This is a genomic window from Candidatus Nitrosopumilus sp. bin_68KS (assembly GCF_054095825.1).
In genome coordinates, this window is sequence record NZ_JBSWSP010000002.1 from 1 (window position 1) to 14,816 (window position 14,816).

Annotated in this window: 16 protein-coding genes; 6 read left to right on the forward strand and 10 right to left on the reverse strand. The window is 32.6% G+C overall.

Features of this window, described 5'->3' with window-relative positions:
* From ACW9W3_RS00480 to ileS, 5 genes are all read right to left on the reverse strand, one after another.
* The coding region (locus ACW9W3_RS00480; RefSeq protein ID WP_457764214.1) for a CoA-binding protein at positions 1 to 528 on the reverse strand (528 nt) is incomplete at its 3' end.
* The gene (locus tag ACW9W3_RS00485; protein WP_457764215.1) at positions 525 to 1,631 is read right to left on the reverse strand and encodes a succinate--CoA ligase subunit beta; all 1,107 of its coding nucleotides are present in this window, start codon (positions 1,629 to 1,631) and stop codon (positions 525 to 527) included. The genes ACW9W3_RS00485 and ACW9W3_RS00480, both read right to left, overlap by 4 nt.
* Before the next feature lie 40 nt (positions 1,632 to 1,671).
* A complete protein-coding gene (locus tag ACW9W3_RS00490) occupies positions 1,672 to 2,001 on the reverse strand; it encodes a hypothetical protein (protein WP_457764216.1) in 330 nt (109 codons plus the stop codon).
* A gap of 112 nt (positions 2,002 to 2,113) precedes the next feature.
* Complete coding sequence (gene dps / locus ACW9W3_RS00495) at positions 2,114 to 2,701, reverse strand: DNA protection during starvation protein (RefSeq protein ID WP_457764217.1); 588 nt, start codon at positions 2,699 to 2,701, stop codon at positions 2,114 to 2,116.
* A gap of 52 nt (positions 2,702 to 2,753) precedes the next feature.
* Entirely contained in the window at positions 2,754 to 5,951 is a 3,198-nt protein-coding gene (ileS, locus tag ACW9W3_RS00500) for an isoleucine--tRNA ligase (RefSeq protein WP_457764218.1), read from the reverse strand.
* A gap of 86 nt (positions 5,952 to 6,037) precedes the next feature.
* Between ileS and purD the strand changes: the two genes are divergently transcribed.
* Complete coding sequence (purD, locus tag ACW9W3_RS00505; RefSeq protein ID WP_457764219.1) at positions 6,038 to 7,300, forward strand: phosphoribosylamine--glycine ligase; 1,263 nt, start codon at positions 6,038 to 6,040, stop codon at positions 7,298 to 7,300.
* On the opposite strand, the gene ACW9W3_RS00510 is transcribed toward purD, so the two are convergent.
* Together ACW9W3_RS00510 and ACW9W3_RS00515 are read right to left on the reverse strand one after the other, a co-directional pair.
* Entirely contained in the window at positions 7,291 to 7,854 is a 564-nt protein-coding gene (locus tag ACW9W3_RS00510) for a 5-formyltetrahydrofolate cyclo-ligase (RefSeq protein WP_457764220.1), read from the reverse strand. The two genes, purD and ACW9W3_RS00510, sit on opposite strands and share 10 nt — an antisense overlap.
* Entirely contained in the window at positions 7,844 to 8,707 is an 864-nt protein-coding gene (locus ACW9W3_RS00515; protein WP_457764221.1) for a bifunctional 5,10-methylenetetrahydrofolate dehydrogenase/5,10-methenyltetrahydrofolate cyclohydrolase, read from the reverse strand. The genes ACW9W3_RS00510 and ACW9W3_RS00515 overlap by 11 nt, the downstream gene beginning before the upstream one ends.
* A gap of 44 nt (positions 8,708 to 8,751) precedes the next feature.
* Here ACW9W3_RS00515 and ACW9W3_RS00520 point away from each other — a divergent pair, with 44 nt between their 5' ends.
* Both ACW9W3_RS00520 and ACW9W3_RS00525 read left to right on the forward strand, forming a co-directional pair.
* The gene (locus tag ACW9W3_RS00520; protein ID WP_457764222.1) at positions 8,752 to 9,084 is read left to right on the forward strand and encodes an antibiotic biosynthesis monooxygenase family protein; all 333 of its coding nucleotides are present in this window, start codon (positions 8,752 to 8,754) and stop codon (positions 9,082 to 9,084) included.
* Between the two features lies 1 nt (position 9,085).
* A complete protein-coding gene (locus ACW9W3_RS00525) occupies positions 9,086 to 9,406 on the forward strand; it encodes a cupin domain-containing protein (protein ID WP_457764223.1) in 321 nt (106 codons plus the stop codon).
* Here ACW9W3_RS00525 and purN read toward each other — a convergent pair.
* Positions 9,403 to 10,020: a phosphoribosylglycinamide formyltransferase gene (gene purN, locus ACW9W3_RS00530; protein ID WP_457764224.1), complete on the reverse strand. Its 618-nt coding sequence runs from the start codon at positions 10,018 to 10,020 to the stop codon at positions 9,403 to 9,405. The two genes, ACW9W3_RS00525 and purN, sit on opposite strands and share 4 nt — an antisense overlap.
* A 76-nt stretch (positions 10,021 to 10,096) precedes the next feature.
* Here purN and ACW9W3_RS00535 point away from each other — a divergent pair, with 76 nt between their 5' ends.
* Positions 10,097 to 11,059: an exonuclease gene (locus ACW9W3_RS00535; RefSeq protein WP_457764225.1), complete on the forward strand. Its 963-nt coding sequence runs from the start codon at positions 10,097 to 10,099 to the stop codon at positions 11,057 to 11,059.
* Here the strand turns inward: ACW9W3_RS00535 and ACW9W3_RS00540 are convergent.
* The gene (locus ACW9W3_RS00540; protein WP_457764226.1) at positions 11,052 to 11,291 is read right to left on the reverse strand and encodes a hypothetical protein; all 240 of its coding nucleotides are present in this window, start codon (positions 11,289 to 11,291) and stop codon (positions 11,052 to 11,054) included. The two genes, ACW9W3_RS00535 and ACW9W3_RS00540, sit on opposite strands and share 8 nt — an antisense overlap.
* 159 nt (positions 11,292 to 11,450) lie before the next feature.
* On the opposite strand from ACW9W3_RS00540, the gene ACW9W3_RS00545 reads away from it, so the two are divergent.
* On the forward strand, positions 11,451 to 12,506 hold the full coding sequence (locus ACW9W3_RS00545; RefSeq protein WP_457764227.1) for a sensor histidine kinase: 1,056 nt from the start codon (positions 11,451 to 11,453) through the stop codon (positions 12,504 to 12,506).
* A gap of 251 nt (positions 12,507 to 12,757) precedes the next feature.
* A complete protein-coding gene (locus ACW9W3_RS00550) occupies positions 12,758 to 13,057 on the forward strand; it encodes a hypothetical protein (protein WP_457764228.1) in 300 nt (99 codons plus the stop codon).
* Positions 13,058 to 13,246: 189 nt separating this feature from the next.
* Here ACW9W3_RS00550 and ACW9W3_RS00555 read toward each other — a convergent pair whose 3' ends face one another.
* Positions 13,247 to 14,524 (reverse strand): glycerate kinase type-2 family protein, encoded by a 1,278-nt coding sequence (locus ACW9W3_RS00555; RefSeq protein WP_457764229.1) that lies wholly within the window; start codon positions 14,522 to 14,524, stop codon positions 13,247 to 13,249.
* Positions 14,525 to 14,816 lie beyond the last annotated feature (292 nt).

Consider the following 14,816-nt stretch of genomic DNA (forward strand, 5'->3'; position numbering starts at 1 on the left):
TGCATCAGAAATTTCATAGAGTAATGTTCCACTTTTTGACAAGACTGCAATTTTTCCAGCTTTGAATGGCATTGGTGGCATGATTCCTATTTTAATTAATTCTGGAATCATTATTCCTGGAGTATTGGGCCCAATTACTACTGCGCCTTTTTTGTTTGCAAGTTCTAATGTCTCCATAGTATCTCTAATAGGAACATGCTCTGGAATTGCAACTAGTAGTTTAATTCCTGCTTCTAGTGCTTCTTTTGCAGCTGCTAAGAAGAATTTTGCTGGAACAAAAATAATTGATATTTTTGCATGGGTAGCATCAACTGCCTCTTGCATGGTATTGTATATTGGTACACTTTCATTCCATGTTTGGTCTCCTTTACCTGGAGTGACACCTGCTACTATGTTAGTTCCGTATTCCAACATTTTTCCTGCATGTAATGATCCATATGATCCTGTGATTCCTTGAACTATTACTCCTTTATTTTCATAATCATGTTCACCTGGTTTCCCCTTCAGTAGTCCAAAAATATCTGTCATTTTTTTACTCCCATCACTGCAGCATTGATTGCCTCTTCTACTGAATCAAAAATTTTAGTTCTAGATCCTTGCAACATCTCTTTTGCTTTATCTGACTCTGTTCCCTTTAATCTTGCAAATACTGGCAAGTCAATTAAATTATCTTCATATGCTTTTAGAAATGCTTCGGCTACTACTGTTGTCTTTACAATTCCTCCATAGAGATTCACTAAAATTCCTTTTACTCTATCTAATTTGCTAATCAAAGTCAATGCTTCGTACACTGATTCTGTAGTTGCACCGCCACCAACATCTAAGAAACATGCTGGCTTGCCACCATTATCTGATAACATATCTAAGGTAGACATTACTAGTCCTGCACCATTTCCTACAACTGCAATGTCTCCGTCAAGTTCTACTAATGAAAATCCACTTTTTTCAGCTTGCTCTTCAATCTCTGTCTTTTCTTGATACTTTTGTAGTTCTGGATGTCTAAAGTTACTGTTATCATCTGTGACAAATTTACCATCAAGTGCCATGATTGTATCATCTTGCATGATTGCAAGTGGATTAATTTCTACTAATTCTGCCTCTTTTTCAATAGTAAGCTTTGATAATTTTTTCAAAGTATCTACAAATTGCTCTGCTGTATTTCCTTTCAATCCCATCTCTTTTGCAACTTCCTTTGCAAGTTCATCTGAAACATGTCCTAATCCAACTTCTTTGATAATCTGATTTTTGACTGATTCAATCTCTACGCCGCCCTCTGCAGATGCAATGATTGTGTAGCATCTTTTTGAACGATTCAAAAATAATGACAAATACAACTCTTTTTTGATATCTGCCATTTTTTCAAGTAAAATTGCCCTTGCTTTCTCTCCTTTGATTGTCAAGTCCATTACTTGGGGATATTTTAGTTCAAATTCATCATCATTTTGACATTTTTGAATTCCGCCAGCTTTTCCTCTACCACCAACTGGTACCTGAATTTTAATTACAAATGGATATCCTAATTCTTTTGCATGCTTTCGACCATCTTCAATATTTGTGGATGATATGCTCTTTAGTAGATTAATTCCATATTCTCGAAATAATTCTTTTGCTTGAAATTCTAGTAATTGCATGCAAGAATTCTGATTTTTACGGTCTTTATTAACTATGATGCTATTTTAATTGCTCATCAAGAAAATCAATCATTTCTAAAAAGCGATCTTTACTTTTTCTTAATAATTCCTCAGGATACTCTTCGATAGTAAACACAAATTGTTGATGAAAGCTTGGAACTAAAACACCTCCTGATGTCACCATCTGTTCAATGACATATCCTTTGGTAAGAGTGCAGACAATTTCTTCATAGGATTCTTCTTCTTCTTCTAGAGTTTGTCTATACAATACAATTGGTCTATTTGTCTTTGCAACAATGTTTGAACCTTTTTCTAACAGATCTGATAACTGCTGAATCTGCCATGCATCCAAGCTAATCTGCTTTACCATATTTTATGTGAGTGATTTTTCTATTTAACCGTGATAAAACAACGCATCTTCACAACATGTCGTCAATAAAATCACAAAATTTACAATTTAAAAGAAAGAAAGTGATTTGGCCTTAAGCCATATCAAGTGCTCTAGAGTGTTTTCCCGTATGTGGTCTTTCACCAGAAAACTTTCTTCTCATGTGTCCTGATGGTCGTCCATAGATTAGTTCTAAGAACCAAGACTCGTGCTCAATCTCTTCTGCTAAGATATCTTTTGCAATATCATATGTGGCAGGATCTTTTCCTAATGTCATTTGACAAATTTTATTCCAATTGACAATTGCACCCTGCTCTGCTTTGAGACATTTCTCTAGAATTGCCTTATGATCTGTTGGATTTGCTGGAAGCTGTAAGAATTCACATCCAGACATTTTGATAAATTCTGTTGCATCATTTGGGAGGGATCCGCCTAATTGGTAGATTCTCTCAAGACATGATTCGAAGTGACTAAGATCTTCTAATCTTGCATCTTCGATAATCCCCTTTAGTCCTTCGCCTTCCATGCCTGTACAATGTGCTCTCAAATTGGTAAAGTAATAGTATGCAGTAAATTCAACTGCTGCATTTTTTATCAACTCTTTTACCAATTCATCAACATCTAGCCCATTTTGCTTTAGAACATTAATTCCAACAACATTTGGTACGTTTGATTCGGACATTTGATTTTACACTTTGCAGTTGTAATAAAAATATTACATTGATTTTTGATATCTATTCTACAGATATTCTGATTTTTTGACCATCAATATCGTCATCTTTGTACTCTTTGCATGATTCTGAAAAATTTACCTGGTTAACTCTGACTAAAAATGCCAATTCTTCTGCTTTGTCTTGTATCATTGCAAGTGACTCTTCATCCAAATCCAGAATTGATGCAGTCTCTAAAACATCAGTGGGATTGTATCCTCTCTCTTTTCTGAGGGTCTGAAGCCTTCTTGCAATATCTTTTACCAACCCTTTGGCCATCATATCCTTATTTCTAGATGTTGAAATAAATACGATGTAATTGTCTCTTTTAGATACTGCAAAATTTTCACTTGCATCAAAATCTACAATGTAATCTTCTTTATCTAATGAAATAATTTCTCCGTCAATATCAAAGTCATATTTTGATTTTTCTTGTAATGATGAAATAATTTCTTCAGGGTTTGTTTCAGCAAATTTTGCAACTAGTTTTCCCATGTGTTGTTTTGCTTTGGGTCCTATTCTTTTTCTTTCTAATTCAATTACTGGTTTTACTGGCATTCCTAATTGTCTTAATTCTAAAATTTGTTCTAATCCTGAATCCTTTTGAGTTTCTACAATTGAGAATTTTTCTACATTTAATTGAGATTGCAGTAAATCTGATAGTGACTCAAGTTTGAACTTTTGATCTTTTTTGACACAAATTCGTGCTTCATTTAGTGGCCATCTTCTTTTTAATTTTCCTTTCATTCTTGCAGCAGATGATACAGAAATCACATCTTTCATAATATCAAATGATTCCTCAATTTCTTCGTTCACAAGTAACTTTTCATACTCTGGCCATTTGTCTAAAAGAATACTTTGTTCACCATCAAATACTGTTTGGTATAGATATTCACTTGTAAATGGACAAAATGGATGAATCAAAATATCTAAAGTTTTGAGTACTTCACTTAGAACTGCATAAATTGATAGCCTTCTATTTTTCTTGTCCTCATCTTCATCCCATAATTCCCCTCTAGTAATTGGAATGTAGATTTGACTTAGATTATTAATGATATAATCATCAATTGCTTTTGCACTTTCATGAAATTTACAAGTCTGATTTTTCTCTGTAATTTTTTGGATTAATTTTTGAAGTTTTGATAGTAGCCAAATATCTGGTGATGTGAGTAGATCATTTTGTTTTGCCCAAGAAATTGTGTTTGATTGTCCAAAATTATCGTATTCACTATTTTGTTTAAAATACAAGTGGAGATTAAATAATGTGTTAATTACCTGATATGGTCTTGACATTAATTCATCAGTACTGAAACTTAGTGGTTCAATTGGACTTGCCTTCCACATGAAATAGAATCTTATCAAATCGACTGGATATTTCTGCAATAATTCTGCTCCTTCCAAAACATTTCCTTTACTTTTACTCATTTTTCCACCGTTCTCATCAAGTACATGTCCTTGAAACAAGAATGATTTGTAGGGTGGATTTGGACCATTGTTTAAGATTACATTTTCAATCAGCAGGGTGTATGCCCATCCTCTAGTCTGATCAATACCTTCAGTAAAAAATGGGGCTGGAATTTCATTGGCATATTGCTCATCAGTCAATGATGCGTATGGAGCTGATCCACTATTGTGCCATGTATCTAAAACATATTCTTCTCTTTTTGTTTTTGAACTTCCACATTTTTTACACTCTATTGTAATGTTATCGATCCAAGGTCTGTGTAATTCAAAGTCAGGACCATCAGGCAAATTATTTGCAGCATCAATAATCTCTTTTCTTGAGAATAGCCAATTTTTCTCACCACAATCCTCGCAACCCCAAATAGGTAAAGGGCATCCCCATATTCTTTCTCTTGAAATACACCATGGGTGTCTTTCCTTGATTATTCCCAAGAATCTATTTTTTGGTTGCTCAAAAAAATACTCGACACTTTCTGCTGCCTCAATTGCTTTATTTTCTAATCTGTCTAACTTGTAAAACCACCCTCTTCTTGCAAGCCATACGATTGGATGGTGTGATCTCCAACACAGAGGATACTTGTGTTTAATTTTTCCAATTTTTACTAGTGCGTTACACTCTTTTAGATCTTCTACAATTATTCTGTCTGCATCTCTTACAAACATTCCCTGATATTTTCCCGCATCTTTGGTGAATTTTACTTCATCATCAATTGGACTGAAAATCTTTACTTTTCTTTTGTTAGCTATCTTGATATCTTCTTCCCCGTTGGCTGGGGATAAATGAACAAGACCACTACCTGTGCTTGCATCAACAAATGTCTCTGAAACTGCAACATGAAAATTATTAATTTTTGAGCATTCTCTTAACTCTGGTATTAGTTCAAGTAATGGGTGAGTATATTTTTTCCCTTCAAATTCAGAACCTTTTTCAGTTTTTTCAATTTTATAATTTTCAATTTTCATCTCTATCATGAATTCTTTTAGCCTGGTTTTTCCAATAACCCATGTTTCATTCTCAACTTTGACATATGCATAATCTTCCTCTGGTTGAAATCCAACCATTGCATCAGTAACTAAAGTAAATGGCATGGTGGTCCATACAATCAAAAATGCATCTTCATCAACTAGTTTTACTTTATAGTATAACGAAGGATCTTTCACTTCTTCATAGCCTTGATTTACTTCTGCATGACTCAGTGATGTTTGGCAACTGGGACAGTATGCAATCACTGTGAAATCTTCTTCTAAAATTCCATTTTCATATGCTTTTTTTAATACTTGCCACTCTCTTTCAATGAATTCATCTCTAAAAGTCCAATACGCTTTCTCATGATTAAATGACATGCCAAGTAATTCGTCAACTTCTACCCAAGATTTGTTGTATTTTTTTACAACTTTTTTACATTCGGTAACAATTCTCTCAATTCCGAATTGTTTAATTGCTTCAGTTTTTCCACCTGAAACCCCTAATTCTTTTTCCACCTGTAATTCTACAGGAAGACCTTGTGTATCCCATCCTCCATTAAATTCAATTTTTTTTCCTTGAAGTGTATTGAATCTATACCACAAATCTTTGATGATTCTGCCTCTTAGATGTCCTGCATGTGGAATGCCATTCATTGTTGGTGGCCCTTCGATGAATCTAATTTTTTCAGGTTTGTCTGATGCAAAAATTTGTTTTTCCAAATCGATAGATTTGATGTATTCTTTTACCTGTGTCTCTACTGATTTTGCATCAAACTTTGTTGCAAGTTCCATCTGGATTTTGATATGTATGTGGCATTATAAAGCTAAATTGATTTGATGAGACTTGGATTATATAATTGAGTAAAAGATGATTTTTGTTGGTTAATATCCTTGTAGTTGGCTCTGGGGGAAGAGAGCATGCATTATCCTGGAAATTATCTCAAAGTGATAAGGTTGAGACAGTTTTTACAGCTCCCGGAAACGGTGGGACTCAAAACAATGTCTCAATTGATGTCAATAACTTAGATGAATTAGCTGATTTTGCTCAAAAAAATAATTGTTTTACCGTAGTTGGTCCCGAAGATCCATTGGCTGCAGGAATTGTTGATAAATTTAATCAGCTAAACCTCAAAGTTTTTGGTCCATCTCAAAAGGCAGCACAGCTTGAATCAAGTAAGATTTGGGCCAAGGATTTCATGAAGAGAAATAATATACCAACAGCTAGATTTGAAATTTTTGATGATGCAACAAAAGCTCAGGATTATGTAAAATCACTTGATTACAATGTGGTGGTAAAAGCTGATGGACTTGCAGCAGGGAAAGGCGTTATTGTTTGTAATAGTTCTGAGGAAGCTGTATCTGCCATTCAAACAATACTCGTCAAAAAATCATTTGGTGAGGCTGGAAATCGAATAATTATTGAGGAACGAATTGATGGTATTGAGGCATCATACATTGCACTTTCTGATGGAAAAATTGCCATTCCAATGGCATCTAGTCAAGATCATAAGAGAATTTTTGATGATGATAAAGGTCCAAACACCGGTGGCATGGGTGCTTATTCTCCTACCCCAATAATCACAGATGAAATGGCAGAAAAAATACAGAAAAAAATTATTGATAAAACTATCCAATCAATGAAAAATGAATCTATTGAATTCAAGGGATTTTTGTATGCTGGAATTATGATTAGATATGATGAACCATATGTTTTAGAATATAATGTTAGGATGGGTGATCCTGAATGCCAACCAATTGTTATGCGAATGGATTTTGATTTGTATGATTATTTTGTTGCAAGTATTGAGGGCAAATTATCTGACATGCCTTTACCCACTTGGAAAAATCAATATGCAGTATGTGTTGTACTGGCATCTAAAGGGTATCCTGAGTCTTATCCAAAAGATGAAACTATCTCCGGTTTTAATTTGATCTCTGATGAATCATTTGTTTTTCATGCTGGTACAAAAAAAATAGATGGAGATATTCTTTCAAATGGAGGGCGGGTTTTAGGGGTTACTGCTTTGGGTGATAGTTTAGAGGATGCAATAAAGAATGCATATGCTGCAACTGAAAAAATATCTTGGAATAACAAGTATTGTAGAACTGATATTGGCAAAAAAGGATTATCTTATTTTTGAGTCTGAAAAAATCTGTCTTCTGTTACTATCCAATCAATAATTACATCATGATCTGATTTTGGAATATTTTTTATAATTTGTTTTTCTAAAGTTAACGCAATTGTTGTTACATTATTTTCTGCTAGAAATTTATCGTAGAATCCATATCCATATCCTAATCTTACTCCCTCTGGAGAAATGCCTACGGTTGGAACTAAAATAACATCTAGATTGTTGTCTGTTGGACAGTCATCTTTTGGTTCCATAATGTCCAAACTCCCCTTTTCTAGGCTCGAAAAATCCTTTATTTTCCTAAATTCCATTTTATCTCCAATTACTTTTGGCAGAAAAATCTCTTTTCCATCACTAATTAATTCTTGAATAATATCTTGTGTGAGAATCTCACTCTGAATTGGATAGTATGCTCCGATTTTTTTAGCATTTTTGAAAGCATAAATCTTTTTGATTTTTTTTTGCATCTTTTGACTTGCAATTTTTAGAAGATCAAAAGATGTGTTGTCTCTTTTTTCTAAAAGAAGATTTCTCAGTGAATCTTTTTTAGAATTATCTTCCAATTTGACTACCTAATGACGCTGCAGTAATTGTATTTTTTAATAGCATGGCAACAGTCATCGGACCAACTCCTCCTGGGACTGGTGTTACAAAAGATGCTTTTTTAATAATTTCTTCGTAATCTGAATCTCCTACAAGTTTATCTTCAAATCGAGATATTGCAACATCAATTACAATTGCATTTTCTTTAATCATCTCCGGTGTTAGAATGAATTTGTTTCTATCGCCTACTGCTGTAATTATAATGTCTGCAGATTTGCAAAACTCTGTTAGATTCTTTGTTTTAGAGTGACATGTAATAACAGTTGCATTTTTTTCTAATAATAAATGATAAAGCGGTTTTCCTACTAGATTACTTCTATTAATCAAAACAATATTTTTTCCTTCCAAATCAATTTTATGATATTCAAACATCTCCATTACACCTGACGGAGTACATGCTACAAGTATTGCTTTCTTCATTGCTAATAACCCTGCATTGTGTGGGGTCAATCCATCTACATCTTTAATTGGTGATATTCTTGATGTAGTTACAAATTCATCTAACTGTTGGGGTAGGGGGAGTTGAACTAGTATGCCATGTACTGAACTGTCAGAGTTTAGACTATCGATGATTTCATTTAGTTCTATTTGTGTTACGTTTGAATCCAGTTTGTGATCTTTTGTTGTAATTCCAACTTCTTCACATGCAACGTGCTTGTTCCTCACATACGTAGCAGATGCTGGATTATCCCCAACCAAAATCGTGGCTAAACATGGGTTGATTCCTTGGGATTTTAACTCTGCGGCTGCTTTTTTTACCCTATCTTTAACTGATTGAGCAATTACTTTACCGTCAATCTTAATGCCTGTCATACACTGATTTTAATTTGTAGATATTTAATTCTTGGAATTCATAATTGATAATCTCTGAAAAGAAATTTAATGGAGATATTACTAGTCACAACATGTTTGTAATGATGGCAGATGTTCAGCTAAAAGATGGTGCTGAAGATGATTTTAAAAAATGGTTTTCAGAATCAAACAAAGTACTAGCAAACTTTCCGGGGTTTATCTCAAGACGTTTTCTAAAAGCAAATGATGGAGGATTCCGGATTATAGTCGAACATGAAAGCAAAGAAACTTTCATCAAAATGCACAATAGCCCTGAACATGATAAACTCCATCCAGAAGGCCATTCCTACATGAGTGCCCCACCTGCGCGAAAAACATTTTCAATTGTTGCTGAATAAATTGAAACTAGATTATAACTTAGATTCATATCTAGAAAAAATTAAAAAAAGCAATTCATATTTCCACACTTTTATTAATCGTGATAGTCTTGCAGCAGGAATCTTGGTTTTACAACCAGATGAAGAGGACACCCAAGAACCTCATAAAACTGATGAGGTATATTATGTGATATCTGGAGATGGATTTTTAAAAATTAAAGACAAAGATTACCCTGTTTCAAAAGACAAATTATTTTTTGTAGGGAAGGACGCGAAGCATTTTTTTCACGGCAATTCAAAAGAGCTTAAAGTTTTATATTTTTTTGGTGGGCCTGATTCTTAACTGATGATGGTTTTTCTTCCAACAACTTTGACTTTATTCCTTGCAATTAGATTTATTGCTTCAGGATAAATTCTATGTTCTTCTTTTAGAATTCTTTTTGATAGTGATTCTTCTGTATCGTTTTCTTTGATTTTTACAACTGCTTGGATAATTACTGGCCCCGTATCAACCCCTGCATCTACAAAGTGAACTGTGCATCCTGAATATTTTGAACCATAATCTAATGCCTGTTTTTGTGCATTTAACCCCGTAAAACTTGGAAGTAATGCGGGGTGAATGTTGATTATTCTATTTTTGAATTTTTTTACAAATTGTGGACTGATTATTCTCATAAATCCTGCAAGGCATACTAGGCCATTATCTGGTGTAACTCCGTGTTTTTTTAGAATTGAAATTATTTTTTTATCATAATCTTCTCTACTCCCTTCAAATTTTTTACTCTCAATTATTTCGGTGCTTATTCCTAATTTTTTAGCAATTTTGAGGCCTTTGGCCTCGCTTCGATTTGAAATAACTACTGATGGTTTTATTGGAATTTTTTTACTTTTAATTGACTTTAGAATACTTTCCATGTTGCTTCCACGACCTGAGATTAGAATTCCTAGATTTAGCAACTAGTCAATACTAGATCAAACCTGCAATTTATATCAAATCCATTTACCTTGGTTTTCATTGCCTAGAAAAGTCAGGATGACTAAAAACGGAATCCTGTGTGAGGTAAATGAGAATCGTGTTTATTTGGATCCTAAAAATAGTGATAAATCTGGAATCAATTTTGTCTCTCATGCTCATTCTGATCATCTTCCTACCAAAAACGGTGGTACCATATTAGCATCAATAGAGACAAATGAAATTGCTAATCTTCGTGGATTTAAAATGGAAAACCATGTAGAATCACTTGAGAATTTCTCTCTAATTAACAGTGGCCATATTCTTGGTGCCAAGGGTTTGCTTTTTGATGATATTTTCTATACTGGGGATATCTGTACACGAGATAGAGGTTTTCTACAAGGGGCAAAAATTCCAAAATGTAAAACATTGATTACCGAATGTACCTTTGGATTACCTGAATTTGTTTTTCCAAAAATGGAACAAATTCAAAAACAAGTAAATGAATTGATTTCAGAACTTTATGGCAAAGGAATTCCCGTCATTTTAATGGGATATCAATTAGGAAAAGCTCAAACCATTACCCAACTATTTGGTCATTGGGGGCCTCTTTACTTTCATGATTCTGTAAAAGACATGAATTCACTTCATCAGAAATTTGGAGTGTCATTAAAAGATGGAATTGGTCATTCAGAGGCTGAAAAAAATGGATTACTTGATAAAAAACCATGGGTGATGGTAGCACCTCTAATGTCAAGTAAAAATAAATTCATTCAAGACATGAAATCAAAATATGGTGCAGTAACAATTGGATTTAGTGGATGGGCTCAGTCATCTAGATTCTCTTTTGGAAGAAGAACAGATTATTCTATTCCTATGAGTGATCATTGTGATTATAATGAACTTGTAGAAATGGTAGTGCAATCAGGGGCCGAACAAGTTTATACAATTCATGGTTTTGTAGATGAGTTTGCCCAAGAATTACGTAAAATTGGAATTAATGCCCAACCTCTCATCGAAAATTCTTTAGATGACTTTACTTAGCTGAAAATCTATTACAATCACAATTTTCAACTAGACATGTTTCAGTATTTCTGATATGATCATGTGAAAAATGCTTACATTTTTCATTTTTACATATCCTTCTCTGAGCTTCTTTTTGGACTACTGATTGAGCAATAGAATTTGCTTTGTCTTTTGAATATCCTTTTTTATCAATGTAAAAATGCACAATACTGTTGTATAGTAAATCCGGATTGAATTGTTTTTCTAACATGGGGATATCTGGTTAAAATGGCACTTTGATCTATAAAAACAGCATACCATTATTCTAATAAAATATGGCTAAATTATGGCATATTTTGAATTGTTTGTATTTTTTGAACATATTATATCACATATCTGAACTATTCCCTATTAATTTATGCGAAAATTCATGCATAGAGAGAATGTTAGAGATGATGACATTGATCCGATGGATGCTCCACGAAGAACTGTATTCTTTAAAAAAGCTAAACCTGAACATGCTGATCAAAATAATTTCAGTCTAGAATCTAAAATTTTACAAAAAACAAAGAAAACAACTTTTAGTAATAAACCACAACATCTTCTAGATCTTCAAATTGATGATGATCTTGATGAGACGAATGATCAATTAATTGCATTAAAGAGTGAAATTGATGATGCATTAAAAGCTCATGCCCAAACTAAACAAAAATTAAAAGCTAAATCTGCATCACTAAAAAAAGCAAGAACAACATTAACTGAAACACAAAAAAAACTAAATTCAGTAATGCTACAAGAATTACAATCAAACCAAAATAAAAAATTAGAAGTGATTGGTGAGTTATCTTCTAAGATGGCTCATGACATGAAAAACCCATTAACTGTATTAAAATCTCAAATTGATTTAATGAAATTAAAACATCAGGCAAAAGAAGATCAAGTATTAAATTCCTCTATAACGAACATGGAGAATGCTATAAACCATATCACAAATCAAATTAATGATGTACTTGGATTTATTCGTAAACCTGAAATCCGATTATCTTTCTGTGATTTAAAACTTCTTGTAAAAAATTCAATTAATGAAGTACAACTACCAAAAGAAGTTTTATTGAAAACCACTTTAACTGCAAGTCTTATAAAATGTGATGTAACAAAAGTTCGTGGTATTGTAACAAATATTTTACAAAATAGCGTTGAAGCAATTGGTCTTAAAGGTGAGATCAATATCACCATTAATGACAATGCAAAATATGGGGAAATTGAAATTAGTGATTCCGGACCTGGTATTCCTGAAAAAATACTTGAACAAATTTTTGAGCCTATGTTTACTACCAAATCTCAAGGTACCGGTTTGGGATTAGCATCCTCTAGACAAATTCTTCAATTACATGGAGGTCAAATAAGTGTAAAAAACAATCCCACTACATTCAAAATCACTCTTCCTAAAAACTATTCAATTTCAGCATTAAATGATGACCAGTAATTTTTTTATGCTTCTAATTATACTCATTAAACTAGCTAGAACATAATGTGTTCCTTATTGTGATAAATGTTGTATTGCTTTCTCTCAGATTAACTCTAAAAAAGAATAATAACTGAAAAACCCTACTGGTATAAAACGAATGAAGATGATCATATGGTGAATCTACAAGATATTACGTTTGAGATCAAAAATGTGCTGAATCATATGATTGTAGCGTAAATTCTTTTTAAAATCAAATAACTAGATAAATTATGGGATTTTTTTCAAATTTTAGAAACGATTTACAAATTAAAAAAAGAAAAAAAGTAGCTCAAATAAATGGAAATAATCTCAAAGGATTACTGAAAAAATTCAAAGAAGAAAGAGACAGAATCGAAAAAGATACTGGTGTGAGGCCTCAAATTGATGACACTACACAAATGTTCATGCAAAAAATTCTAAATGTGTGGATTAAAGAAGGAAAGGACATAAATGAAGAAAAATTCTGGCAGGAAGTTGACTATTATAGACAATTCTCCCATCCTGTAGAGTATTATGAAAAATCGAAATAATCTCTTAACTTTAATTTATAATAGTTTATCTTGATATGAAAGTCATAATCTTCAGTGATATAATTGGATAAAGAGTGGCTACGTGTAAAAAATGGAAGAAGTAAAGGTTGCAAGGACTGTATTACTCATCGATGTGTACCAGACAGCTGTAGTTGTAATTGTCATAAATGATCTTTGAATTCTTTTCATTTATCTCAAAATAATACCTATGTCCATTAGATTTGTATGTGTAAAACCTGTTAAAATATTTCCTTTTTGCTTTTGAAAAAATCTTCCTGAATCACTATTTTTGAGAAATTCTTTTATCATACTCAAATCTATTTTGATATTTTCTGTAATTGCACCTGCATATCGAGAATTTCCGTCTATTCCATCTGTTCCTATTGATGCGATAACCCTTTTTTTTGATTTTTGAGTATTTTTTAATATTCGCAAAACTAATTCTTGATTTCTACCGCCCATTCCTTTTCCCAAAACCCTTACTGTTGGTTCTCCCCCAAAAATCAAACATGTATTTTGATTATCTGAAATATTTTCAAGTATTTTTGGGACTATCTTTTTAATATCCCCAAAAACTTGTATTGTAGATACTCTATACCCCATACCTTCAGCTTTTTTTTGCATTGCATCTAAACAATCCTTGTTATTTGCAATAATGAAATTCTGAATTTGGGCTTTTTTTGGGGTTTCATTTGTTTTTTCATTTAACCTATTTTCTAGAATCTGTAAAACTTCTGTTGGCATCTTCCATCGTATTTTGTATTTATCAATAATTTCTAACGCATCTGCATAAGTAGTATCATCCATGTATGTTGTACCTGAAGCAATGGATGAAAGATCATCTTCTTCAACATCTGACATTACTAAACTCACTCCTTGACATTTCATATTTTTAATTAATTTTCCACCTTTGATTTTTGACAGGTGTTTTCTAATACAATTAAATTCCTGAATTGTTACCCCAGTTTTTAAAAGCAATTTTGTAACATGGACTTTGTCATCTAGAGTAATTTTATCGGGCATTGCAAGAAGTGAGGATCCTCCTCCTGATACCAAAAAAATGATTAATTCGTCACTTCTCTTATTTTCGACAAATTTCATTACTTCTTTTGCAGCTTTCACACTTGTTTTATCAGGTTCAGGGTGTCTGGAATTGAAAATCTGGAATTTCTTTCCTTTAATTTTTGATTTAGAACCTTTAGGAATCACCACGATTCCACTCTTTATGGGTATTATTGCATTTAATGCTCTTGTCATAGAATCACCTGCCTTCCCAAAAGCTACAGAATAGATATTTGAAAATTTCCCCATATTGATTATTTCACCATTTATCTTAATTTGATTAGGTGAAACATATTTTGGAATGATATTTTGAGGATCTGCTGCTTGAAGACCTGCCTCTAAAATTTCAAGACAATCTTTTTTCTTATCTGTAACTGCTAACTCATTAAAATTTTGGATAATCATACTGTACTAAATTATACAAGATATAATAACACAAGTGATGAATTGTAATATTAAACAAGTTTATTCTATTATTCATATTAGAAATGTTCAATGCATGATATTTTTGAATTTTTACTTCAAATTTCTCTCAATTATGTCTAGTTTAAACATAATTCAATTATTCAAGTCTTGTCTTTATGAATAATAGATTTTGAGATATTCTATTTTTTAGAAGAAAGTATGTAATTTGTTAAAAAAACATATTGGAATGATTGATTCCACAACTCTGTATTAAACATCAAATACTTGGTAA